A 23,623-nucleotide genomic window follows, 5' to 3' on the forward strand; every position below is an offset into this window, starting at 1 on the left:
GCCGCTGTCGTGAGGGTTTCGCGCGTGAGTGGTAGACAGCGCTGGTTCGCGAGCGTTCGGCACCGGTTCTGGGGCAGGACGCTGACTCTGATCACAGCGTTGATCGGCGCGCTGGCACTCCTGGTACCGATGGCGGTCGCCCAGAGCGCCGGGCCCTACCACTTCAAGGGCACGGTGTGGAACCCGAAGCCCCTGCCGAAGACGCCCGCGGTGGGCAGCCATGTTCTGCACCAGACCACCGCGGTCCGCCCCAAGGGCTACAAGGCTGTGAGCCGGTATCGGGCGGTCAAGCCCGTGTGGCCGACGGCCGGCACGAACACGGTGTCCTTGACGCGCACCACCGGCGTTTCGGGCACGCCGACTTCTACGTCGAGCGCTTCGCCGGCCACCCCCGTCGTCCCGGTGACGAAACCCGTCAAGGCAGGTGCCCTGCCGGTGTGGGTGGCGCCCGCTGCCGGGCACAAGTCCGCGCCGGGTAAGGCGGTTGGCCCGTCGGCGGTGAAGGTGAAGGTCGCTTCGCACGCCCAGGCCCTGCGGGCGGGTGCCGACGGCATGCTGCTCGCGTTCACCCGCGCCGATGTCAAGTCCGGCACCGGCACCGGCCGCGTGAGCGTGGTCATCGACTACGGGTCTCTGGCGAAGGCGTACGGCGGTGGCTTCGGTTCACGCTTGCGGCTGTTCCAGGTGCCGGCCTGTGCCATGACCACCCCTCAGCTGAAGCAGTGCGGTACGCGAACCCCCATCCCCTTCACCAACCGGGCGGGCGCCGACCAGTTGACCGCCACGCTCGCGCTCGGGTCCTCCGCCGATGCTGCTTCGCGTGTCACGAGTGGTACGGCCACCAAGGCCACGGCGATGTCGGCGTCCGCAGACGCCACGACGGTGGAGGTCACCTCCGGCAGCTCGGGCTCGCAGGGCAGTTACGCCGCGACCTCGCTGAACCCGTCGGGGACCTGGCAGACGTCCGGGACCGGCGCGTTCACCTACTCCTACCCGATCGATGTCCCGTCCGCGCTCGGCGGCAACTCCCCCTCGGTGGCGCTGTCCTACGACTCCCAGTCGGAGGACGGGGAGACCTCGGCCCGTAACTCCCAGGCGTCCTGGATCGGTGACGGCTGGAACTACCAGCCGGGCTTCGTCGAGCGGACGTACCGTTCCTGCGGCTCACTCCTGGACAGCAGCGGCAACAAGATCCTCAAGGGGTCGGGAGACGAGTGCTGGGGCGGCGACAACGCCACCGTCTCCTTCGGCTCGCACTCCGGGCAACTGGTGCCGGACGGCGTCGACTCCGGTGTTCCGGGCGAGATCGGGCAGTGGCGGCTGCAGGGTGACGACGGCACCCTGGTGCAGGAACTGTCCGGTGCCGCCAACGGTCTGCAGGACGGCGTCTACTACCGCGTTCTCACCACCGACGGTACGGCCGCCTACTTCGGTGCCGACCACTCTCCGACAGCCCCCGGCACTTCCGGCGCGATGCAGTCCGGTACGCCGTCGGACGCCTCGACCGACTCCGCCTGGGGTGTGCCCGTACTGCATCCGAGGTCGGGCGATCCGTGCTACGACTCGGCCAAGGGCAAGGCATCCCAGTGCGCCAAGCACGAGGGCTGGCGCTGGAACCTGGACTTCGTCGTCTCGCCGAGCGGCTTCGTGCAGCGCTACGACTACACGACCGAGTCCAACTACTACGACCTGGGCGGCGGCCAGGCCGCGTCCGGCGACTCGGGCACCCTGACCTCGTACGTCCGCGGCGGCAAGCTCGACACCATCTCCTACGGCTACACGCTCGGCGACGAGCAGGCCGCCCGCAAGCCCGCCGGGCAGGTGGCCTTCACCTCCCAGCAGCGTTGCCAGACCACCTCGACCTTCACCGACTGCTCCGCGGGCAACCTCAACGACACCACGGCCCCCCACTGGCCCGATGTGCCGTGGGACCTGCACTGCGACTCCACCGACAGCACCACACTGCCGTCGGGGGCGACTTCGGTGCCGACCGGTGTGTGCGTCACCGGGGGACCGACGTTCTGGTCCACCACCCGCGTGGCGGGCATCACCACGAAGGTGTACGTCAAGGACTCGTCGACGGACGCTCTCGTCGATGTCGACAGCTATCAGCTCGGCCAGGTGTACTCCGACGCCGGCGGGGCGGTGGACCCGGTAACCGGCACGACCGTCGACCCGGTGGACGCGGGTTCCCTGCAGGCGGTGATGTGGCTGCAGTCGATCCAGCACACCGGCAAGGACACCTACGGCAACGGCAACAGCGACATCAAGCTGAACCAGGTCTCGTTCACCGGCACCGAGATCGACAACCGGGTCAATGACACCTCCCCGTCCGCGCCACCCCTGTACCGGCCGAGGATCTCGTCGATCCAGACCGAGACCGGGGAGTCCGTGGCCGTCGACTACAACCTCAACCCGTGCGCGAACAAGACGCTGTCGATCTCGGCCGCCGACGCCAACACCAACTCCTGCTATCCGGTGTACTGGACGGTGCCAGGCGCGTCGAAGCCGATCGCGGACTGGTTCAACAAGACGACCGTGCACACGGTCATCGCGTCCGACCTGACGATCGCGTCGCAGTACAAGCCGGACTCCCAGAACATCCCGGCGGGTTCGGAGGCACAGGTCTCCACCTACGGCTACACGGGAGCCGCCTGGCACCGGGACGACTCGGTGCAGACGGACGACCAGTACCGCACGTGGGACCAGTTCCGCGGCTTCCGCACGGTCACGGTGCAGACCGGGAAGGCGCCTGAGCCTGTAACGCAGAAGACCACGACGTACCTGCAGGGCATGGACGGCGACTACAAGTCCGACGGCACCCGCCGCTCGGTCACCGTGGACGCCAAGGTCGGCGGCTCAACGGTCCAGAGCGTCACCGACGCCGACCAGTTGGCCGGAACGGCCCTGGAGAGTGACACCTACACGGCGGCCGGCGGCACCATCAACGCCGAGACCGTCAACGGTCCGTTCACCTACACCACCACCGCGCACACCGGCCAGACGCCATGGACGGACTGGACCCAGGAGGACAACCCCGGCCAGACCAAGCCGAATCTGTCCACCCTGCCCGACCTGAACGCGTACCGCATCAAGACCGCCCAGTCGCACGGCTACGCGCTGCTCGTAGGCGGGACCTGGCGCCACACCCGCACCGACACCGCCTACGACAGCCAGGGCCGGGTCTCCACCGTCGACGCACACGGCGACGTCAGCGTGCCCGCGCAGGAGAAGTGCGCCACCACCGCCTACGCGTCGCCCCCGGCGGGCAACACGATGGCCCTGTCCTACCCCGACCAGGTCACCTCGGTCAGCGGGCCGTGCGGCACCGCGGCATCCGCCGCCACACTCCTGGCGGACAAGAAGATCTACTACGACGGTGACGGCACCCTCACCAGCCTGGGCACCTTCGGACAGCTCGACCAGAGCGGCAGTACCGCCGTCGGCCAGGCCAGCGCCGTACGGACCGCCACCGACTACACCGGCTCCACGGAGAACTGGCAGACCAGTTCGGCCATGAAGTACGACGGCGCCGGCCGGATCACCGACACCGTCGACGCCACCGCGCAGAACACCCACACCGCGTTCAGCCCCGCCTGGTCCTCGGTCGGCGGCAACACCAACCCCACCGGCATCACGACCACCAACTCCCAGAGCTGGAAGGTCACTTCGACCCTCGACCCACTGCGTGGCCTGCCCACCGAGAACGTCGACGCCAACAGCCGCAAGACCGACATCACCTACGACGCACTCGGGCGGCGCACGGCCGTCTGGCTGCCGGGCCGTGACAAGGCCTCCAGCCAGAGCGCGGACGAGACGTTCACCTACTCCATCAACCCCGGCGCGGTCGCCGCCCCCGGCGATACCGTCACCACACCCGGAGCTCCCTCCGCGGTGACCACGAAGACGCTGCGTGAGGACGGCACGTACGCCACCTCGATCGCCATCTACGACGGAATGCTGCAGCCGCGCCAGACCCAGGCCACGGCCGACGGCGACAGCAACTCCGGCCGGATCATCTCCGACACCTTCTACGACTCGCACGGCTGGCAGACCGCGTCGTTCGCCCCGTACTCCGAGCCGGACAACTTCCCCTCCACCACCCTGTACGCGGCGAACGAGAACCAGATCCCGTCGGAGACCACCTCCGCGTACGACGGTGAGGGCCGCCCGGTCACCAGCACGCTGTGGCACCAGGCGGTCCAGCAGTGGCACACCACCGCCGGCTACCCGGGCGCGGACGAGACCGACACCGTCGCCCCGGCCGGAGGCCGCTCCACCGCGACCTACACCAACGCCCTGGGACAGACCACCAGAAGCGTGGTCAAGAACACCGGCAGCACGGTCAAGCTCACCCAGGGCCAGGTCATCCCGTCGGGCACGTCGCTCACCTCGGCCAGCGTGCGGCTGGCCATGCAGGCCGACGGCAACCTGGTGCTGTCCTCCCTCGCGACCGGCAAGTCCCTCTGGTCGAGCGGCACTTCGGGCAATCCGGGCGCCTTCGCCACCTTGCGGAGCGACGGCAACTTCGTCGTCTACAACGCCGGTGCCACCACAGCCCTGTGGTCCTCGGGAACCACCACCGGCACGGTGCTGCAGATCCAGAACGACGCCAACATGGTGCTGTACGACAGCGCCGGTGCCGTGGCCTGGAAGAGCGACACCTGGAACCTGGCCGGTGAGGCCGATGCCACCACCGCGTACACCTACACCCCGGCCGGTCAGGTCGACACGATCAAGGACAGCGCGGGCAACACCTGGTCCTACCACTACAACCTGCTGGGCCAGAAGACCTCCCAGACCGACCCCGACACTGGCACCACGAGCTACGACAAGTACGACGTCGTCGGCAACCTGCTCCAGACCACCGACCCACGCGGCCAGGTCCTGTCCTACGCCTACGACTGGGACAACCGCCCCACCGCCCAGTACAACAGCGCATGGTCGGCCACACCCGACCCCTCGAAGGAGCTCGCCTCCTGGGCGTACGACACACTCGCCAAGGGCTACTCGACCTCAGCCACCCGCTACGTCGGCGGCGCCTCCGGATCGGCGTACACCCAGGCGGTCACCGGCTACAACACGGCCTACCAGCCGACCGGCACCACCCAGACCGTCCCGGCCACCGACGGCTTCGCCACCGCCGGACAATCCACCGCCCCCAGCAGCGGCACCGTCACCTACACCAGCACAGCCGCCTACACGCCCGCTGTCGGACTGCTGTCCACCGTGCACTACCAGGCGGACGGCAACCTGCCCGCCGAGGACGTCGACTACGGCTACACCCAGCAGGGCAACCTGGACAGCTTCGGCGGCTTCCTGAACGCGTCCGACACGCCCGCCTACCTGGACACCACCGTCCACGACCCCTTCGGCCGGATTCTGCGGACCAACTACGGGCTCACAGGCAAGGAACTGGCGACCTTCGCCCAGTACGACGCCACCACCGGCAGGGTCACCCAGACGTCCAGCATGCTGCAGACGTCCACCACCGCGTTGGACGTGGCCAACTACCGCTACAACCAGGCCGGCGAGCTCACCGCGATCGACGACCTGCAGAACAACACCACCCACGACACCCAGTGCTTCGCCTACGACTCCTTCCAGCGTCTGACCGCGGCCTGGACGGACACCGCAGGCATCACCGGCTCCGGCACGGCCCCGGTCGGGAGCGTCGGCGGCTGCACCACCGGCTCCGTACAGACCACCACCACGGCCCCGGTCACGACCACCACGGTCGGCGGCCCGGCGCCGTACTGGCAGACGTACACCTACGACCTGCTCGGCGACCGCACGGGCATGGTCAACCACGACACCACAGGCACAGCGGCCAACAACACCACCCAGGCCATCGCCTACACCGGCACCGACGGCACCGCCGCCGCAACCCTCCCCAACCAGGCCGGAACCACCACCACGACCAACGCGACCGGCAGCTCGACGCTCACCCCCGCCTACACCGACAGCAGCGGCAAGAACGCCGGCAACACCACCAGCCGCACCGCCACCACCACGGGCCAGATCGTCTCCGGGATCAAGACCACCACCGGCACGGCCCTGTGCCTGGCCGACCCGGGGTCCTCCACCACCGACGGCACCCAGATGATCCTGTGGAACTGCGGATCGGGTGGACAGACCTGGACCATCGGCACCGACGGCACCGTCCGCGTCCTGGGTAAATGCCTCGACACCAACGGCAGCGGTACCGCGAACTCCACCATCGCCGTCATCAACACCTGCTCCGGGGCCGCCGGCCAGCAGTGGAAGACCACCAGCGGCGGCACCCTCGTCCACGTGGCGTCAGGACGCTGCCTCGCAGACCCGAGCAGCAACCAGACCCCGAACGGCGCGAAGCAGATCATCTACGACTGCGGCCACAGCGGTCAGGTCTACGCCGCCACAACGACCGGAACCTCGGTCCTCGCCGGCACCCATCAGACCCTCACCTACGACACCGAGGGCCGTACCGCTACCGTCACCACACCCGACGGCACGCACACCGACACCAGCAAGTACCTCTACGACGCCGGCGGCAACCTGCTTGAGCAGACCAGCAGCGTCGACGGCACCGACAAGACGCGCGTCCTGTATCTCTTCGGCGGCACCGAACAGATCACCCTGAACGTCTCGGCCAAGACCTGGACCGGCCTGCGCTACTACCACGGCCCGGACGGCACCACCATCACCCGCTCCAGCAGCGGCACTGTCACCTACCAGGTCGCCAACGCCCAAGGCACCGCCTCCACCGCGATCGACGCGAGCACCATGGCGGTCAGCCGCCGCTCCTACGACCCGTACGGCAACTCCCGGGGACCGAAGCCCACTTCGTGGGTCGCGGCGGACGAGAACCGCGGGTTCCTGGGTCAACCCGCCGACACCACCACGGGCCTGGACCTCCTCGGCGCCCGCAACTACGACCCCGCCCAGGGCCGCTTCCTCACCGCCGACACACTCTTCGAAGCGGGCGACCCGAACCAGATGGGCGGCTACACGTACGCCGGAGACAACCCGGCAAGCGGGAGCGACCCGACCGGAACCATGTTGGCCGACATGAACGGAGGGGGCAGCGGAGGGTCGCCGGATCCGTCCCCTTCGCCGGGGGCGAGCACCGACACGTCCAGCGGCAGTGCTTCACCTTCGCCGTCCACCACCCCGACGCCTTCTATGGGCAGCGAGCCCGCCTCGACACAGACACCCTCGCCCTCCTTCGGCGAAGTCCCCTGCCAGCCTGCTGACTTCGGCACCAACCGGTGCGAAAACTACGGCAATGGCAAGGTCATGATCGCCATCGTGGCGGTGGGAACATCGGTGACTGCGGCCGGTGCAATCTACCTGTGCCTGCAAACCGGCATCGTGGACTGCGCTTCCGGCGTGGTTCTCGGGTCGGCGGACGCCGAGGCTGGCGGGAGCCTGCTCCTCGGTAGCCGCATTATCGGGACGCTTGGCCTTGGCGCAGCCAGAGCCACCGAGGAATACGCTGACGACTTGGCCGCCGAGGCCGGTGCGGCCGCGAAGGCCGATCAAGATGCCGCAGCCGCCAGAGCTGCTGCGGCCAAGGATCATGACCCGCAGGACCTGGCCAAACGTGCTAACGCCGCCGTGAGTGAGCCGGACAAACCGTCGTCCGCTACTTCCAACGGCGGAACGAAATCCCCCAGCCGCTGCAGCTTCTCCCCCGACACCCCTGTCCTGATGGACAACGGCAAGACCAAACCGATCGGCAAGATCAAGACCGGTGACAAGGTCGAAGCCGCCAACCCGAAGACAGGCAAGCATCAGGGCGCCCGCGCCGTCCAGCACGTGTGGATCAACCACGATCACGACCTGCTCGACCTCACCATCCGCACCGAGGACGGCCACACCGCCACCCTCCACACCACCGCCAAGCACCCGTTCTGGGACGACACCACACACACCTGGGTCGCCGCAGGCAAACTCCACGACGGCGACGCCCTCAACACCGCCACCAACGGCCACGCCTACGTCGTCACCACCCAGCTCACACCCGGCACGGCAAACCGCTGGAACCTCACCGTCGAGCATCTGCATACGTACTATGTTGTGGCGGGCGCCACGCCAATTCTCGTCCACAATACGGGTGGGGAAGAGTGTGTTATTACGCTCAAGTACAAGAACGGTTGGTCGGCGGACCAAATTAATGCCGCTGATGCGAAAGTGGCCGCGCTGAACGCGGCTGATAAGTTGGTGGTGAGCGATGCTGCGGCCGCGCGAGGTAGTACCAGTGCCGCCGATTTGTGGCGGAACGCAGGCAATGCGACCGAGGAAGGCAAGGACATTGACCACGTGATTGATCTTCAACTTGGCGGGATGGACGACGTCAGTAATTTGTCGCCACTCGACTTTTCGGTTAATCGCAGCCTTGGTCCGCAAATCGATCGACAAATCAGGAGGCTGGGACTCCAAATCGGAGACGAAGTTGATTCTGTTCGCATCATTCCCCGACAGTGACCGCTCGCAGCGATTGTGAATGGATGTTCCGATGAGCTCGACCCCTCAGCAAATTTCGAGGACGGTGCGTACTGACGCAGGTCTGTGCGCTATGTGGCAGACGGAGTACTTCACGGAGAATGGCGAGCCCGATGACTGGGACGACTGGGCCTCGGATGATGAGCTCCTGGTCCAGGCCATCTCCGCCGGGGCTCTGCTTCCCATCGGAGTGGGTGCAGACGGAGTCTTTGAGGTATTGATTCGCTGGAACTTTTCAGGCTCGGGACTCACAGAGCGAGAAAGGCGATACATTCTCGTCTCTTCCGAATCATACCTTTTGACCTCCCCGGGTGTGCTCTATATTGGCGGGCTCGAGGAAGCGGGCGACCTTCCGGGGCGGGACGCGAATCGGATCGATCTGCCTGGTGGCCGATATTCGGCGACGGTTCATTTGATCGACTGGAAGGCCGAGACCGAATCAGTGGGGAAGGATGGCCGTCCACTGGAAGGCGCCCTGCCAGATTTCGTTGTCGAGATTCGCGCCGAGGAAGGGGGGGGTAAAGTTTATAGAATTAAATCCGCCACTTTTGATCGACCCTAAACCCCGGCAGGGATTGGCTGGCAGCTACGAATCGACGGGCTTCGGCATCGAAAGCGACCTGGCGGGCCGCAGAGTACCCAGGTTGAACTGGTGGAGTTCGGTTGCATGGTGACCAGGGTTCCATGATCAGCGCCGTCCCGGTAAGGCAGCAGAACAGCGAGAGCTTTCGGCGGCGCCCCCGGGATGGCATCCCCTGTGGGCGCCGCTGTCGTCCGTCGGGCGTCACGAACCCGGCCGTCGGCCCGACATGAGGTCCGGCACGCCGGTCACCTCATTCGGCCAAGGGCACCGCCGGGCGGGTGACCCGTGCGGACGTCCGGGGGGGGCGGCGCAGCTCCGGCGGAGGTGCGCCCGAGGGTGCGAACGGTCCACAGTTCAGCAGACAAACCTGGTACCGACGCCACGACTCTATCGGTGATCTTGTGGGGTCAGCCGGTGGGGGCGAAAGCGTCGCGTCAGATTCGAAACGACAACAGGTTCCAACCCGCCCGCGGCAGCCCAGTCTTCTTTACCGCACGCGCTCTCTGCCGACGACCTTCCCCGGTCCCAGGCTCGACCCACCCAGCAAAAGGTTCCGGACGGGCAGCCGTCCCGCCACGCAAGTCTTGTCGACTTCCTACAACAGCGACAAGCCCATGGCGATCTCCGCCAACGCCTACCCGCCCGACTCCATGCACGTACGCTGCACGGATGGCCACCGCTCGGCCACCGCCACACCTCACCCATACTGACTCGCACATCAGCCAACCCAAGAAACCGCAGGCCAGCGCCACCATCTGGCGCAAGAGGCGCTTCGCCGAACCCAAAGAGCCAACTTCTGACCTACGCATTTCATGCGTAGCCTCAAAAAGCCCTCAGCACGCACATTCCAAGGTCAAGAAAACAAAGAAACCCCAGGTCACGGCGAGTGAGTCCTGGGGTTCCTCAGAGCCGCCTTCGGGATTCGAACCCGAGACCTACGCATTACGAGTGCGTTGCTCTGGCCATCTGAGCTAAGGCGGCGCGCTGTTCGCACCATGGTGCGGTCAGCAACGTCGGTAAGTCTACACAGTTTCCGAGGGTGCTCCGCACACCCCCCAGAGGTCCCCGGGGAGGCCTCCGCACCGGTGTCCGCGCCCCGCTACGCGCACCGTTTTCCCTTCGCCGGAGGGGTCCCCCGGAGCAGATACGTGTTGATCGTGTCGTCGATACAGTCGCTGCCACGCCCGTAAGCCGTGTGACCGTCGCCCTCGTAGGTCAGGAGGCGGGCCGAGGACAGCTGACGGGAGAGCGACCGGGCCCAGGGGTACGGGGTCGCCGGGTCGCGGGTCGTGCCGACGACCACGATCGGGGCCGCGCCCTTCGCCTCGATGCGATGCGGTTCGCCCGTCGGCCGCACCGGCCAGTACGCGCAGCTCAGGGAGGCCCAGGCCATGACCTCGCCGAAGACCGGGGACGCCTTCTCGAAGGACGGCAGCGCGTCGCGCACCTGGTCGGGGGTGGTGTACGCCGCCGGGAGGTCGAGGCAGTTGACCGCCGCGTTGGCGAACATCAGGTTCGAGTAGCGGCCGTCGGCGTCGCGCTCGTAGTAGCTGTCGGAAAGGAGCAGCAGGCCCGCACCGTCTCTGTCCCGCATCGCGGAGGTCAGCGACTCGCGCAGTTGCGGCCAGGTGCTCTCGTCGTACATCGCGGCGATCACGCCGGTCGTGGCGAGGCCCTCTCCCAACTTGCGCCCGTCCGCGTCGCCCGTCGGGATCGGCGACGTGTCGAGGCGGTCGAAGAACGCCTTCAGGTTCGTGCCGACCTCGCCCACCTTCGTACCGAGCGGGCAGTCCGGCTGCCGTACGCAGTCCTTCGCGAACGCGTCGAAGGCCGTCTCGAAGCCCGCCGTCTGGTCGAGGCTCAGCCGGCTCGCGGACAGGGAGGGGTCCATCGCGCCGTCCAGAACCAGCCGGCCCACGCGGTCCGGGAAGAGCCCCGCGTACGTCGCCCCGAGAAACGTCCCGTACGACGCCCCGACGTACGTCAGCCGATCGTCGCCCAGCAGCGCCCGCAGGATGTCCATGTCCCTGGCCGCCTCCACCGTGGACACGTGCCGCAGCAGATCGGGCGAGCTGCTGCCACAGCCCTCGGCGAACTCCTTATAAGCGCCGACCAGTTGGTCCGTCTCCCGGTCGCTGTCGGGAGTCGTGTCCGTCTGCGTGTACGCGTCCATCTCACGGCCGTCCAGGCACTCGACCGGCTCACTGCGGGCCACCCCGCGCGGGTCGACCGCGACGATGTCGTAGCGCGCGCGGACCTGCGCCGGGTAGCCGATACCCGCGTACGCCTGCACGTAGCCGACCGCCGATCCACCCGGTCCGCCCGGGTTCACCAGCAGCGAGCCGAGCGGCCTGCCCGCGCCCGTGGCCTTTCGGCGGGAGACGGCGAGTCTGACGTCGCCCGTGGTCGGAGCCGCGTAGTCGAGGGGTGCCTTCATCGTGGCGCACTGGAAACCGGGTACACCGCATGAACGCCAGCTCAGCTTCTGCCCGTAGTACCGAGCGAGGCCGGTCGGCGTGGCCGACGTACTCGCCACACTGGTGGCACTCGCGGCACTGGTCGAACTCCCCGTGGAACAGGCGGAGACGAGCAGTGCGGCCACAGCGAGCAAGGACCAGGCCGGACGAGGTGTACGCCTCATATGCATTCAGCGAGCGTAACCCTGAGAAACCACTCGAATACTCTCCGTCCGCGATATGACCCGTACGAGTTACCGGGCACCAGTTACCGGTTACGAGGTACCGGCTAGGAATTGCCCGTCACCCCGGATCAACTCGGTCACGCCGATCCGTACCCGCCACGAGCGGCGAGTTCCGCGTGCGCGTCGCACATCGCAGGTGACGACCGTCAGCCTGCTCTCAGCGCCAGGGTCATCGCCTCCACCGCCAGCAGCGGCGCCACGTTGCGGTCCAGAGCCTCGCGGCACGCGGCGATCGCGTCGATGCGGCGGAGCGTCGACTCGGGTGAACCGGCGCGGGCCAGACGATCCAGGGTGTCCTCGGCCTCCGCGTTGGCGATCGCCAGGCGGGAGCCGAGCTGGAAGGCGAGAACGTCGCGGTAGAACCCGGTGAGGTCGATCAGAGCCAGGTCGAGGGTGTCCCGCTGGGTACGCGTTCTCCGGCGCTTCTGACGGTCCTCCAGCTCCTTCATCACGCCGGCCGTACCGCGAGGCATCCGGCCGCCCTGGGCCGCTCCGAGCGCCGCCTTCAGCTCCTCCGTCTCCTTCACGTCGACCTCCTCAGCGAGCTGCTTGGCGTCCTCCGACGCCGCGTCGATCAGCTCCTGGGCCGCCTTCAGACAGCCGCCGACGTCCTCGACGCGCAACGGCAGCCTGAGGACGGCGGCCCGGCGCTCCCGCGCCCGCGCGTCCGTGGCCAGCCGCCGGGCACGGCCGATGTGACCCTGGGTCGCCCGGGCAGCGGTGTGCGCGACGTGCGGATCGACACCGTCCCGGCGAATGAGGATGTCGGCCACCGCTTCCACCGGCGGGGTGCGCAGGGTGAGGAGACGGCAGCGGGAGCGGATCGTGGGCAGCACGTCCTCGATGGACGGGGCGCACAGCAGCCACACCGTACGCGGCGCGGGCTCCTCGACGGCCTTGAGCAGGACGTTGCCCGCGCCCTCCGTGAGGCGGTCCGCGTCCTCCAGGACGATGACCTGCCAGCGTCCGACGGCCGGTGACAGCTGAGCCCGCCGGACCAGCGCGCGGGTCTCCTTGACGCCGATGGAGAGGAGGTCGGTGCGGACGACGTCCACGTCGGCGTGCGTGCCCGTCAGGCTCGTGTGACAGCCGTCGCAGAACCCGCAGCCGGGAACTCCGCCGAGGGCACGGTCGGGGCTCACGCACTGGAGCGCGGCGGCGAAGGCACGGGCCGCCGTGGACCGGCCGGAGCCGGGCGGGCCGGTGAAGAGCCAAGCGTGCGTCATCTTCGACGCCTCGGGCAGGGGCTCGCCCGCGGCGACGGCGGTGACCAGGGCGTCGGCATCCCGCGCGGCGGCCTCCAGCTGCGCGCTCACCTTCTCCTGACCCACCACGTCGTCCCACACCGGCATGGGAGCACCGCCCTTTCGTCACGCCACTTCGTCACGGCGTCTCATCACGCCACCGCGTCAGGCCGATTCGTCACGGCTTGCCCGCCGAACCCATTGTGCGGGTCCCCACTGACAACGGGCTCCACGGACGGACGGGCTCCACCGGCGGCCGGGTCAACCGGCGATGAGCACCCGCCTCAGCGGCGCCGCCCGCCCCGTCCCCGCCCCTCGTCCCGGTCGTCGTCCGCGTGCGGCCCGAGCAGTTCGTCGGCCAGCGTCGGCAGGTCGTCCAGCGGAGTCTCCTCCGCCCAGTCGGAGCGCGGACGCCGACGCGGGGTGCCATCGGCGTCGACCTGGGGCAGCTCCCGCGTCCGGTCCTCACCGGCCCCGGCCTGCCCGTCCGCACGCTCGTCCCGGAAAAACCCCGGGGGCACCCGATCCGCAGGTGCACCACCCCGCCGACCCGCACCGCCCTCCCGTACGGCAGGCAGCACCGCGGTCTCATCGGCCGCACCCGGCACCACGGGCGGCAGCACAGCCGTGTCATCCGCCGCACCCGGCGGAGCCGACGGAACCGGCGGCAGCACAGCGGTCTCGTCGGCCGCCCCCGGAGGCACCGTCGGCTTCTGCAGCTTGGCCGTCAGCTCGGAATCGGACTCAGCTCCCCCGGACCGACCGCCACCCGCAACCCCAGCCGCACGTGAACCCGTCCCCGCACCGGCACCGGCGGCATCAGCCGCAGAAGCCACCGCCGCCGCCGAAGCCGCGGCGGCAGCCGCTGCCGCCGCGGTCGCCTCCGCGACCCGTCGCCGCTCCGCCTCAGCCCGTACGAGCGCTTCCTCGGCCTTCCGCTGCTTCTCCAGCCGGCGTTCCTCAGCCTCCGCGTGCAGCCGCGCCTCCTCCTCGGCCTGCTTGCGTCGGCGGTCCTCCTCGGCCTTGCGGCGGGCCTCGGCCTCGGCGCGGGCCTTCTCCTCCGCGAGCAGCCGTACCCGCTCCTCCTCGGCGCGGCGGCGCGCGTCCTCGGCCCGCTGCCGGGCCTCCTCCGCCTGGCGTTCGGCCTCGCGGCGCTGCGCCTCCTCCAGCTCGCGGCGCTTGCGCTCCTCCTCCTCGGCGCGCAGCCGGGCCAGCGTCTCCTGACGCTCGCGCTCGACGCGCTCCTCCTCGGCCTTGCGCGCGGCCTCTTCCTCCGCCTTGCGCCTGGCCTCCTCCTCGGCCGCCTTACGGGCCTCCTCCTGGGCCTTCACCTCGGCCTCGGAGAGGGGCAGCAGCAGGTCGAGCCGGTGACGGACGACCGCGGTGACGGCCTCAGGCTCCTGGCCCGCGTCCACGACCAGATAACGGCCCGGGTCGGCGGCGGCCAGCGTGAGGAAACCGGACCGCACACGCTCGTGGAACTCGGCCGGCTCCGACTCCAGCCGGTCCGGCGCCTCCGTGAACCGCTCGCGGGCGGCCTCCGGGGAGACGTCAAGCAGGACGGTCAGATGCGGGACCAGACCGTCGGTCGCCCAGCGCGAGATACGCGCGATCTCGGTCGGGGAGAGGTCCCGGCCGGCGCCCTGATAGGCCACCGACGAGTCGATGTACCGGTCGGAGACGACCACGGCGCCCCGCTCCAGGGCAGGTCGTACGACCGTGTCGACGTGCTCCGCGCGGTCCGCCGCGTACAGCAGCGCCTCCGCGCGGTGCGACAGACCGGCGCTCGACACGTCCAGGAGGATCGACCGCAGCCGCTTGCCCACCGGGGTCGCTCCCGGCTCGCGCGTGACCACGACCTCGTGGCCCTTGGCCCTTATCCACTCGGCGAGCGCTGTCGCCTGGGTGGACTTCCCGGCCCCGTCGCCGCCCTCGATGGCGATGAAGAACCCGGTCGCCGCCGGCGCCTGCGCGGGGTCGTCGCCGCCGCGCAGCGCGTCCCGCAGGTCGTGCCGCAGCGGTACGCCGGAACGGTCGTCGACCTTGGCGAGGACCAGCGCGGCCACCGGCAGCAGCAGCGCTCCGACCAGCATCAGCGTGAACGCGGCGCCGCCGTGCGCGAAGACGAACTTGCCGCTCTCCAGGCGGTGCGGGCCGATGAGGGCGGCCACCAGGGGGGCGATCAGCGCGGCGAGGACCACGGACACCCGTACGACCGCGTGCAGATGCTCGGTCAGCCGTGTCCGGCGCTGGTCCTCGGTCTCCTGGTCGAGCAGGGTGTGCCCGGTGTTGGCGGCGACGCCCGCGCCGATGCCCGCGAGCCCGACGATCAGCAGCACCGACGTCACGTCCGCGACCAGCCCGGCGGCGAGCAGCGCGACCCCGGTGAAGGCGATGGCCAGCGCGAGCAGCCGGCGCCGCGACAGGGCCACCAGCACCTTCGGTGCCGTACGGATACCGACGACCGTGCCGCCGGTCAGCACGAGGACCAGCAGCCCGTACATCACCGGGCCGCCGCCCAGGTCCTTCGCGTGCAGGACGGCCACGGAGACGGCCGCCGCGACCGCGCCGGAGACGGCCGCGCAGGCCAGGACGAGCAGCGGGATCGCGCCCGTACGGCCCGTCTCGGGGGCCGTGCCGTACTTGGGGCGGCGCAGGCCCTCGAGCGGTGACCGCGCGCGCGGGGTGCGTACGTCGGGCAGTTCGAGGTAGGTCAGCACGGACAGCGAGGCGGCGAACAGCCCGGCCGCGACGTACGACCCGAAGGCCGCCTGGTGCCGGCCGAACCACTCGATGCCGGTGCCCAGCAGGTTGTTGACGAGCCCGGAGACGAGGAGCGCGGCGCCCGCGAGCGGCAGCGCGACGAAGGTCGTACGCAGGGACAGGCGCCGCAGGGCGTCCATGTGGTCCGGCAGCGGGCGGACCGTCGCCCCCTCCGGGGGAGGCGCGGGCAGCAGGGCGGGCGCCGCGCCTTCCCGGCACACCGTCCAGAAGCGCTCGGCGACTCCGATCACGAAGGCGGTGACCAGGAGGACGGCGAGGGCGTTCTCCGGCGTCCAGTCGATCCACAGGGGCGCGATGATCATGAGTATGGTGCGCAGGCCGTCGGCGCCGACCATGGTCCAGCGGCGATCGAGCGGGCCCTCCTGCGAGGTGAGCGACGTGAGCGGGCCGAGCAGGACGGCGCCGAAGAGCAGCGTGGCCAGAACGCGTGCCCCGAAGACGGCCGTCACGGCGAGTGCCACGCCCCGGTAGCCGCCGCCGAACGAGCCCTCCGCGACGGCCGACTGGAGGACGAGCACGACCAGGACCAGCAGCGCGAGGGCGTCACCGACACCGCCCACCAGCTGCGCGCTCCACAGCCTCTTCAGCTGGGGCCGGCGCAGCAGGGCGCGGACGGCGCGTTCGCGGGAGTCCGCGACCAACGCGTCGGCGGGGGCCTGGGGGATGGCCGTTGGCTGCTCTGCTGGCGTCATGCTTTCAGCCTATCGGCAGCCACCGACAGCCCGAAGTGGCCGTCCGGACGTACGACTGCCCCGACACCAAATGGTGTCGGGGCAGTCGTTTCGCGAAGTTCGTGCGAAGGCGAAGTGAAGACCGGCTCAGCCGGGCGAGGACCGGTCACCACGATCGGCCGCGACCACCCGCGGGTGTCGTCGCGGCCGACGGGCTCACTCCTCGCCCGTGGCCCTCGCGGTGGTCGCTTTCTTGGCCGGAGCCTTCTTCGCGGCCGTCTTCTTCACGGCCGTCGTCTTGGCCGCCGTCGTCTTGGCCGCCGTCGTCTTCTTGGCCGCGGCGGTCTTCGTCGCAGCTGCCTTCTTGGCGGGGGCCTTCTTCGCCGGCGCCTTCTTGGCGGTCTTCTTGGCGGGCGCCTTGGCACGCTTCTCGGCGAGCAGCTCGTAGCCGCGCTCCGGGGTGATCTCCTCGACGCTGTCGCCGGAGCGCAGGGTCGCGTTGCTCTCGCCGTCGGTGACGTACGGCCCGAAGCGGCCGTCCTTGACGACCACCGGCTTTCCGCTGACCGGGTCGGTGCCCAGCTCCTTCAGCGGCGGCTTGGCGGCGGCCCGGCCACGCTGCTTGGGCTGGGAGTAGATCTCCAGCGCCTCTTCGAGGGTGATCGTGAAGAGCTGGTCCTCGGTCTGCAGGGACCGCGAGTCCGTGCCCTTCTTCAGGTACGGGCCGTAGCGGCCGTTCTGCGCGGTGATCTCCACACCCTCGGCGTCCGCGCCGACGACCCGGGGCAGGGACATCAGCTTGAGCGCGTCCGCCAGGGTCACCGTGTCCAGGGACATCGACTTGAACAGCGAGGCCGTACGCGGCTTGACGGCGTTCTTGCCGGTCTTCGGGGTGCCCTCGGGGAGCACCTCGGTGACGTACGGGCCGTAGCGGCCGTCCCTGGCGATGATCTGGTGGCCGGACTCGGGGTCGGCGCCCAGCTCGAAGTCGCCGCTCGGCTTGGCGAGCAGCTCCTCCGCCAGTTCGATCGACAGCTCGTCGGGCGCGAGGTCCTCCTGCACGTCCGCGCGCTGGTGGTTCTCGGAGTCCTTCTCGCCGCGCTCGATGTACGGGCCGTAGCGCCCCACACGCAGCACGATGCCGTTGCCCACCGGGAACGACGACACCTCGCGCGCGTCGATCGCGCCCAGATCGGTCACCAGTTCCTTGAGACCGCCGAGGTGGTCCCCGTCGCCGTTGCCCGCGTCGGCCGCGCCACCGACGGCGGGAGCGCCGTCCGCGCCCTCGCCGAAGTAGAAGCGCCTCAACCACGGCACGGACTGGGCCTCGCCGCGGGCGATGCGGTCGAGGTCGTCCTCCATGCGGGCGGTGAAGTCGTAGTCGACGAGCCGCCCGAAGTGCTTCTCCAGGAGGTTGACGACGGCGAAGGACAGGAAGGACGGCACGAGGGCCGTGCCCTTCTTGAAGACGTAACCGCGGTCGAGGATGGTCCCGATGATCGACGCGTACGTCGACGGACGGCCGATCTCGCGCTCTTCGAGCTCCTTGACCAGCGACGCCTCGGTGTAGCGGGCCGGGGGCTTCGTGGCGTGCCCGTCGACCGTGATCTCCTCGGCGGACAGGGCGTCGCCCTCGTTCACCTGGGGGAGGCGGCTCTCTCGGTCGTCCAGTTCGGCGTTCGGGTCGTCCGCGCCCTCGACGTACGCCTTCAGGAAGCCGTGGAAGGTGATCGTCTTGCCGGAGGCGCTGAACTCGGCGTCACGGCCGTCGGCGGCCCGGCCGGCGATCTTCACCGTGACCGAGTTGCCGACCGCGTCCTTCATCTGGGAGGCGACCGTGCGCTTCCAGATCAGCTCGTAGAGACGGAACTGGTCGCCGGTCAGGCCCGTCTCGGCCGGGGTGCGGAAGCGGTCGCCCGAGGGGCGGATCGCCTCGTGCGCCTCCTGCGCGTTCTTGACCTTCCCGGCGTACGTCCGCGGGGACGCGGGCAGGTAGTCGGCGCCGTACAACTGGGTGACCTGGGCACGGGCGGCGTTGATCGCCGTCTCCGACAGTGTCGTGGAGTCCGTACGCATATAGGTGATGAAGCCGTTCTCGTACAGCTTCTGCGCCACCTGCATGGTCGCCTTCGCACCGAAGCCGAGCTTGCGGCTGGCCTCCTGCTGGAGCGTCGTCGTACGGAACGGGGCGTACGGCGAGCGGCGGTACGGCTTCGACTCGACCGAGCGCACGGCGAAGCTGGTGTCCGCCAGGGCGGCGGCCAGCGCGCGGGCGTTCGCCTCGTCCAGGTGGAGGGTGTTCGCGCTCTTCAGTTGTCCCACGGAGTCGAAGTCACGGCCCTGTGCGACCCGCTTGCCGTCGACGCTCGCGAGGCGGGCGACCAGCGTCGAGGGGTCCGACGAGTCCCCGGCGCGGCCGGTCGCGAAGGTCCCCGTCAGGTCCCAGTACTCAGCAGAACGGAAAGCGATGCGCTCGCGTTCCCGCTCCACCACGAGCCGGGTCGCGACGGACTGGACCCGGCCCGCCGACAGACGCGGCATGACCTTCTTCCACAGGACCGGCGAAACCTCGTAGCCGTAGAGACGGTCGAGGATGCGGCGGGTCTCCTGGGCGTCGACCAGCTTCTGGTTCAGCTCGCGCGGGTTGGCGACGGCGGCCTGGATCGCGGCCTTGGTGATCTCGTGGAAGACCATCCGCTTGACCGGGACCTTGGGCTTCAGGACTTCCTGGAGGTGCCACGCGATGGCCTCGCCCTCGCGGTCCTCATCGGTGGCGAGGAAGAGTTCGTCGGAGTCCTTCAGCAGGTCCTTGAGCTTCTTGACCTGGGCTTTCTTGTCCGCGTTGACCACGTAGATCGGCTGGAAGTCGTTCTCGACGTCCACCCCGAGGCGGCGCACCTCACCGGTGTACTGCTCGGGCACCTCCGCGGCGCCGTTGGGGAGGTCGCGGATGTGCCCGACGCTCGCCTCGACGACGTATCCGGGGCCCAGATAGCCCTTGATCGTCTTCGCCTTGGCAGGCGACTCGACGATGACGAGTCGGCGGCCGCCCTGTGCGGTCTCGCTGGTCGGGGACAACTTCGCTCTTCTCTCCGGTCGACACTCGGGGTCTCCCCCGGTCTTGCTCCCGGGGTCGGGTCATGCTGACGCTGCGGAGTGTGACGGTACATCCCGCCCCCGTGTCAAACGGGAAAAGCCCGCAACGGCCACTCGAACGGTAACCCGACTACCGCCATTCCTGCCGCCCGGAGTGCCGACCCGCCTCTTCGAGCCTATGCGGACGGTGAGCCACCGATTACCGGCACACCCCCGCCGTACGCACCGCTCACAGGTCTCCGGCGCACCTCACACCCGGGTGAGACACCATGCGCCGACCCCGAGGGCGACCAGCGCGGCGAGGCTCGCGAGGACCGCCGATGCGACGGGGTTCACACCGTGGGCGACAGGCTCCCGGTGCCGCACCCTGGCCACCGTCCACACCAGCAGCCCGCCCCCGAACAGGGCGAACACCATTCCCACGAAGATCGCCGGTCCGCTCTCCATACCTCTGCGCGCCCCTCTGCTCCCGCCCGGGAGTCCCCCGGACCGGGAGGCTGGCACGCCCCGGCAGCGCCCGCGCGAACCTGAGATGAACGCCGGGCGGACGGCGGCCACGCGTCCGTACGGCTGCCCGCCGGGCGGCCCCGGAGCGCCCGGAGCGCCAGGCCTTCCGACCACGGAACGTCGCGGGCGGCGCCCATGAATCTCACAGCCCGTGGCGCGGGGCCCGTCCCGGACCGGCCGCCAACTCGGCGTGAATATGCCGCCCGAACCTCCCCGCACCCCCGCCCGGTACGCCGGCACGGACACCGCGAGCGGTCGGCCCGCGCCGCCCGCCCGTTCCCCACGCCTCACGCGCCGTCCCCGTACCTCCCCCTGCCGTACGGCCCAGGGGTACGCGACCTGCCGTACCGATATCGGCCGCGGAGCACCCCTCCCCCGTGGTCGTGACGACGTAGACCGCAGCCTCAGGGCGGCAAACCCGGCGACACAGCGCCCTACGGCGCCGCGCCTCCGGGACTCGCTCACCCGGCCGACTCTCCCGACGGCTCCAGGAACCCCTGCTCCACCAGCAACCTGATCTGCGCGGGCGTCCGGTCCCGCAGCGACACGGGGTCCTCGCCGACCAGCTGGGCGATGGCGTCGAGAATCCGCCCGGCGCTCAGCGTGCCGTCACACACCCCTGCGAAACCGGCGCCGACCGTGTCCACCTTGGTCGCCCGGCGCATCCCGCGGTTCTGGCGCAGCACCACGTGTTCCGGGTCCTCGGCACCGGGCAGCCCGACCTGTTCCTGCACCACCTCGTCCGCCAGTGCGAAGTGCGCGGCGAGCAGGGCGGCGTCGTCGTGCGCGCGCAGGTAGTCGACGCGCTCGAAGTGCGTCCGAACCGTGTCCCCGAGCGGCTGTTCGACGGGATGCGGCCACTCCTCCACGGTGATCGAAGGCTCACTCGCCCCCGTTCTCCGCAGCGTGATCCAGCCGAACCCGACCGACCTCACCTTGCGTGCCTCGAACTCGTCCAGCCACGCGTCGTACCGCGCCCGGTACTCCGCCGGGTCGGAGCGGTGGTCGCCGGCGTCGCGCAGCCACAGCTCGGCGTACTGCGTGACGTCCTGCACCTCGCGCTGCACGATCCAGGCATCGCATCCGCGCGGCACCCAGGACCTCAGGCGGTCCTGCCAGTCCTCCCCTTCCACGTGCTGCCAGTTGGCGAGGAACTGCGCGAATCCGCCCTCACGCAACCGCTCCCCCGACTCCTGAACGAGCGTGCGGCACAGATCGTCCCCGCCCATCCCGCCGTCCCGGTAGGTGAGCCGCGCGCCCGGTGAGATCACGAACGGCGGGTTGGAGACGATCAGGTCGTACGTCTCGTCCCCCCGGACCGGTTCGAAGAGCGAGCCCTCGCGCAGGTCGGCCGCCGGGGCACCGGAGAGGGCGAGCGTCAGCGCGGTGATGTGCAGGGCGCGGGGGTTGAGGTCGGTCGCCGTCACGCGTGTCGCGTGCCGGGCGGCGTGCAGCGCCTGGATCCCGGAGCCGGTACCGAGGTCGAGCGCGGAGGCGACCGGCGTACGGACGGTGATGCCGGCGAGGGTCGTGGAGGCCCCGCCCACCCCCAGCACGACGCCCTCGTCCCGGCTGCCGATGCCACCGGCTCCGCCGACCGCGCACCCAAGGTCGGACACGATGAACCAGTCCTCGCCGTCCGGCCCCCCGTAGGGCCGTACGTCGACGGCGGCGGTCACCTCTCCGCCGCCCTCGGAGTCCTTGCCGACGGCGGCGAGCCACCCGCTCGCCACACAGTCGTCGACGGGCAGCACGGCCGCCACGCGCGCGTGGGACACGGGTTGCTGCAACAGGAACAGCCGCACGAGCAGTTCGAGCGGCGTGTCGCCACGGGTCGCCCGGAGCGCGGGCACGGTCTCGCTGCGCGCCAGGGCGGCGTACGCGGGCGCGCCGAGCAGGTCGAGCAGCCCGTCGGCGGTGAAGTCGGCGGCCAGAAGGGCGTCCCGAAGGCGCGCGGCGGTGTCGGGGCGGTCGGCGGAGGGCAGGGCGTGCAGGCTGGCGTTACTCACGCCTCCCATTGTGTCCGCCATGCGGCTCGGCCGCGCACGCCTGTGGACAGACATGCGCGGACATCCCGTACGCCTGTGGAAAACCTCCGCCGAAGCGGGAGTGAACCCGGCCGGAAAGGTCAGCCGGCGGCCGAGGAAGCCGCCGGGGACCCGGGAGACCCGGGGGAAGCAGGCGTCGACTTGCAGCTCTCCTGCTTGGCCATCGACTTGCCGACGTCGCCCTCCTCCAGGGCCTTCAGGGCGTCGTTGCCGCTCTGGCTGAGCTTGTCCAGCTGAGTGGCGACACCCTTGAGGCCGTCGGCGAACTTCGCCTGGTTCTTGATGTCGAGGCTGTCCACCTGCTTCTTCAGGCCCGCGTAGGAGGCCGAGATGTCGTTGAGCTCCTTGACGGCGTTCGTCTTCTTCGTCTCGCCGTCGTCGACGTTCGGGGCACCGGCGGTGTTCACGGCCGTACCGATGGCCTTGTAGGCGTCCGCCATGTCCTGGAAGGCCTGTGCGTCGGTCTTCTGGACGGCCGCCGGGGTGCTGTTGTCCGAAGTCTCCTTCTGGATCGCGGCGTTGGCGGCCTCGATCTTCTGCGCCTGCGGTTTCACCGCGTCGCACACCTGCTTGGCCCAGGCATCCAGCTTCTCGTTGCCGTCGTCGCTGCTGCATCCCGACAGCGCCAGTACCAGTACCGCACCGCCGGACAGTGCGACCGCGAGCTTCTTGTTCACCGGATTGGTCCCTTCCATGGCTCTCGGCCCCGGAACATACACGCCAACTGGGCGACAACGACGCGACGGACATCCGGTTCGTATGTTATTGCCACCATTTGCACCAAGAGGGAACCAAGGGAGAGAAGGCTCACGAAAATGGCGGGCAACCTACGCCGAGCGGGACGAGCTCTCGAATACTGTGCGCCGCGTCATGTTTGTCGGCGATCAGGATGCAGAGTTGCTGTTGCACGTCGCCTATCCATTGTTGCGCCAGATGCCCAGTTCCCTGCGGGCGTACCACATCGACGACGAAGGGCAGATACGGTCTGCGGCGCAATCGCTCATAGCTCTGCTGACTCAGGACGTTTACCATTTCGAAGTACTGCCCGATCTCTATGATAGATGTCTGAACATCACCGAGGCTCTTGATTCGCGTCACGTGGATATTTATCTCAATCATGTGTTCCGACAGCTGATCCATGACATGCCCTCATTGACGGATAAAATGCTGGCCTCACTCTTGTGCAAGATCGCGGAACTCCCGGTGAGATATCCAAGTGAGTCGTCCAGCATTCTAGTTACTTGCCTGCACCAGGCACTGGAACGGGAAACCGACGACCACGAATTTAAATCTGCAATCACTGCGGTTCAGGAACGGATCCGCGGGGAAAACGCCCCCAGCTCTGGCAAAAATTCACATACAGCGCCGCAGCTCCCGAACCGAATTGGGAAACCGTCAACATAATTACTCATCGACGTACAGGCGGAGCGGCCCGCCGACGTCAGTGACGCTGGCGAACGATGACTCAGGTGTCTTTGCTCATGGCGCTCCAAAGGGAGCGC

10 protein-coding genes and 1 tRNA gene are annotated in these 23,623 nt (G+C 69.2%); 2 read left to right on the plus strand and 9 right to left on the minus strand.

Annotated elements, in window-relative coordinates; all coding sequences use genetic code 11:
• The first annotated feature begins 24 nt into the window (after positions 1–24).
• Entirely contained in the window at positions 25–8,469 is an 8,445-nt protein-coding gene (locus tag STRTUCAR8_RS55130) for a ricin-type beta-trefoil lectin domain protein (RefSeq protein WP_006378420.1), read from the plus strand.
• 91 nt (positions 8,470–8,560) lie between these two features.
• Positions 8,561–9,049: a hypothetical protein gene (locus STRTUCAR8_RS52610; RefSeq protein ID WP_143666614.1), complete on the plus strand. Its 489-nt coding sequence runs from the start codon at positions 8,561–8,563 to the stop codon at positions 9,047–9,049.
• Positions 9,050–9,977: 928 nt separating this feature from the next.
• Here the strand turns inward: STRTUCAR8_RS52610 and STRTUCAR8_RS23395 are convergent.
• The 9 genes from STRTUCAR8_RS23395 to STRTUCAR8_RS23435 form a co-directional block, all read right to left on the minus strand.
• A tRNA-Thr gene (locus STRTUCAR8_RS23395) sits at positions 9,978–10,051 on the minus strand.
• Positions 10,052–10,169: 118 nt separating this feature from the next.
• Entirely contained in the window at positions 10,170–11,717 is a 1,548-nt protein-coding gene (locus STRTUCAR8_RS23400; RefSeq protein ID WP_044472735.1) for an alpha/beta hydrolase, read from the minus strand.
• Positions 11,718–11,917: 200 nt separating this feature from the next.
• Positions 11,918–13,123, minus strand: a complete 1,206-nt coding sequence (locus STRTUCAR8_RS23405) for a DNA polymerase III subunit delta' (RefSeq protein WP_006378407.1) — start codon at positions 13,121–13,123, stop codon at positions 11,918–11,920.
• A gap of 176 nt (positions 13,124–13,299) precedes the next feature.
• The gene (gene tmk, locus STRTUCAR8_RS23410) at positions 13,300–16,491 is read right to left on the minus strand and encodes a dTMP kinase (RefSeq protein WP_006378410.1); all 3,192 of its coding nucleotides are present in this window, start codon (positions 16,489–16,491) and stop codon (positions 13,300–13,302) included.
• Between the two features lie 195 nt (positions 16,492–16,686).
• The gene (gene topA, locus STRTUCAR8_RS23415; RefSeq protein WP_006378418.1) at positions 16,687–19,548 is read right to left on the minus strand and encodes a type I DNA topoisomerase; all 2,862 of its coding nucleotides are present in this window, start codon (positions 19,546–19,548) and stop codon (positions 16,687–16,689) included.
• A 267-nt stretch (positions 19,549–19,815) separates the two neighbouring features.
• Positions 19,816–20,013 carry a hypothetical protein gene (locus tag STRTUCAR8_RS23420; protein ID WP_006378409.1) on the minus strand — a complete coding sequence of 66 codons (198 nt, stop codon included), beginning with the start codon at positions 20,011–20,013 and terminating at the stop codon, positions 19,816–19,818.
• Between the two features lie 521 nt (positions 20,014–20,534).
• Positions 20,535–22,091, minus strand: a complete 1,557-nt coding sequence (locus tag STRTUCAR8_RS23425) for a N5-glutamine methyltransferase family protein (RefSeq protein WP_006378413.1) — start codon at positions 22,089–22,091, stop codon at positions 20,535–20,537.
• Positions 22,092–22,201: 110 nt separating this feature from the next.
• The gene (locus STRTUCAR8_RS23430; RefSeq protein ID WP_078507290.1) at positions 22,202–22,816 is read right to left on the minus strand and encodes a small secreted protein; all 615 of its coding nucleotides are present in this window, start codon (positions 22,814–22,816) and stop codon (positions 22,202–22,204) included.
• Positions 22,817–22,928: 112 nt separating this feature from the next.
• Positions 22,929–23,261: a hypothetical protein gene (locus STRTUCAR8_RS23435; RefSeq protein WP_044472736.1), complete on the minus strand. Its 333-nt coding sequence runs from the start codon at positions 23,259–23,261 to the stop codon at positions 22,929–22,931.
• Between the last annotated feature and the right edge of the window lie 362 nt (positions 23,262–23,623).

The sequence above is a fragment of the Streptomyces turgidiscabies Car8 genome, from assembly GCF_000331005.1.
In the GTDB taxonomy this organism is placed as follows: Bacteria; Actinomycetota; Actinomycetes; order Streptomycetales; family Streptomycetaceae; genus Streptomyces; species Streptomyces turgidiscabies.

Bases quoted from the DNA above. Each gene is read 5' to 3' on its own strand.
- STRTUCAR8_RS52610 (WP_143666614.1), top strand. From the start codon at position 8,561: ATGTGGCAGACGGAGTACTTCACGGAGAATGGCGAGCCCGATGACTGG.
- STRTUCAR8_RS23400 (WP_044472735.1), bottom strand. From the start codon at position 11,717: ATGCATATGAGGCGTACACCTCGTCCGGCCTGGTCCTTGCTCGCTGTG.
- STRTUCAR8_RS23405 (WP_006378407.1), bottom strand. From the start codon at position 13,123: ATGCCGGTGTGGGACGACGTGGTGGGTCAGGAGAAGGTGAGCGCGCAG.
- tmk (WP_006378410.1), bottom strand. From the start codon at position 16,491: ATGACGCCAGCAGAGCAGCCAACGGCCATCCCCCAGGCCCCCGCCGAC.
- STRTUCAR8_RS23420 (WP_006378409.1), bottom strand. From the start codon at position 20,013: ATGGAGAGCGGACCGGCGATCTTCGTGGGAATGGTGTTCGCCCTGTTC.
- STRTUCAR8_RS23425 (WP_006378413.1), bottom strand. From the start codon at position 22,091: ATGGGAGGCGTGAGTAACGCCAGCCTGCACGCCCTGCCCTCCGCCGAC.
- STRTUCAR8_RS23430 (WP_078507290.1), bottom strand. From the start codon at position 22,816: ATGGAAGGGACCAATCCGGTGAACAAGAAGCTCGCGGTCGCACTGTCC.
- STRTUCAR8_RS23435 (WP_044472736.1), bottom strand. From the start codon at position 23,261: ATGGATCAGCTGTCGGAACACATGATTGAGATAAATATCCACGTGACG.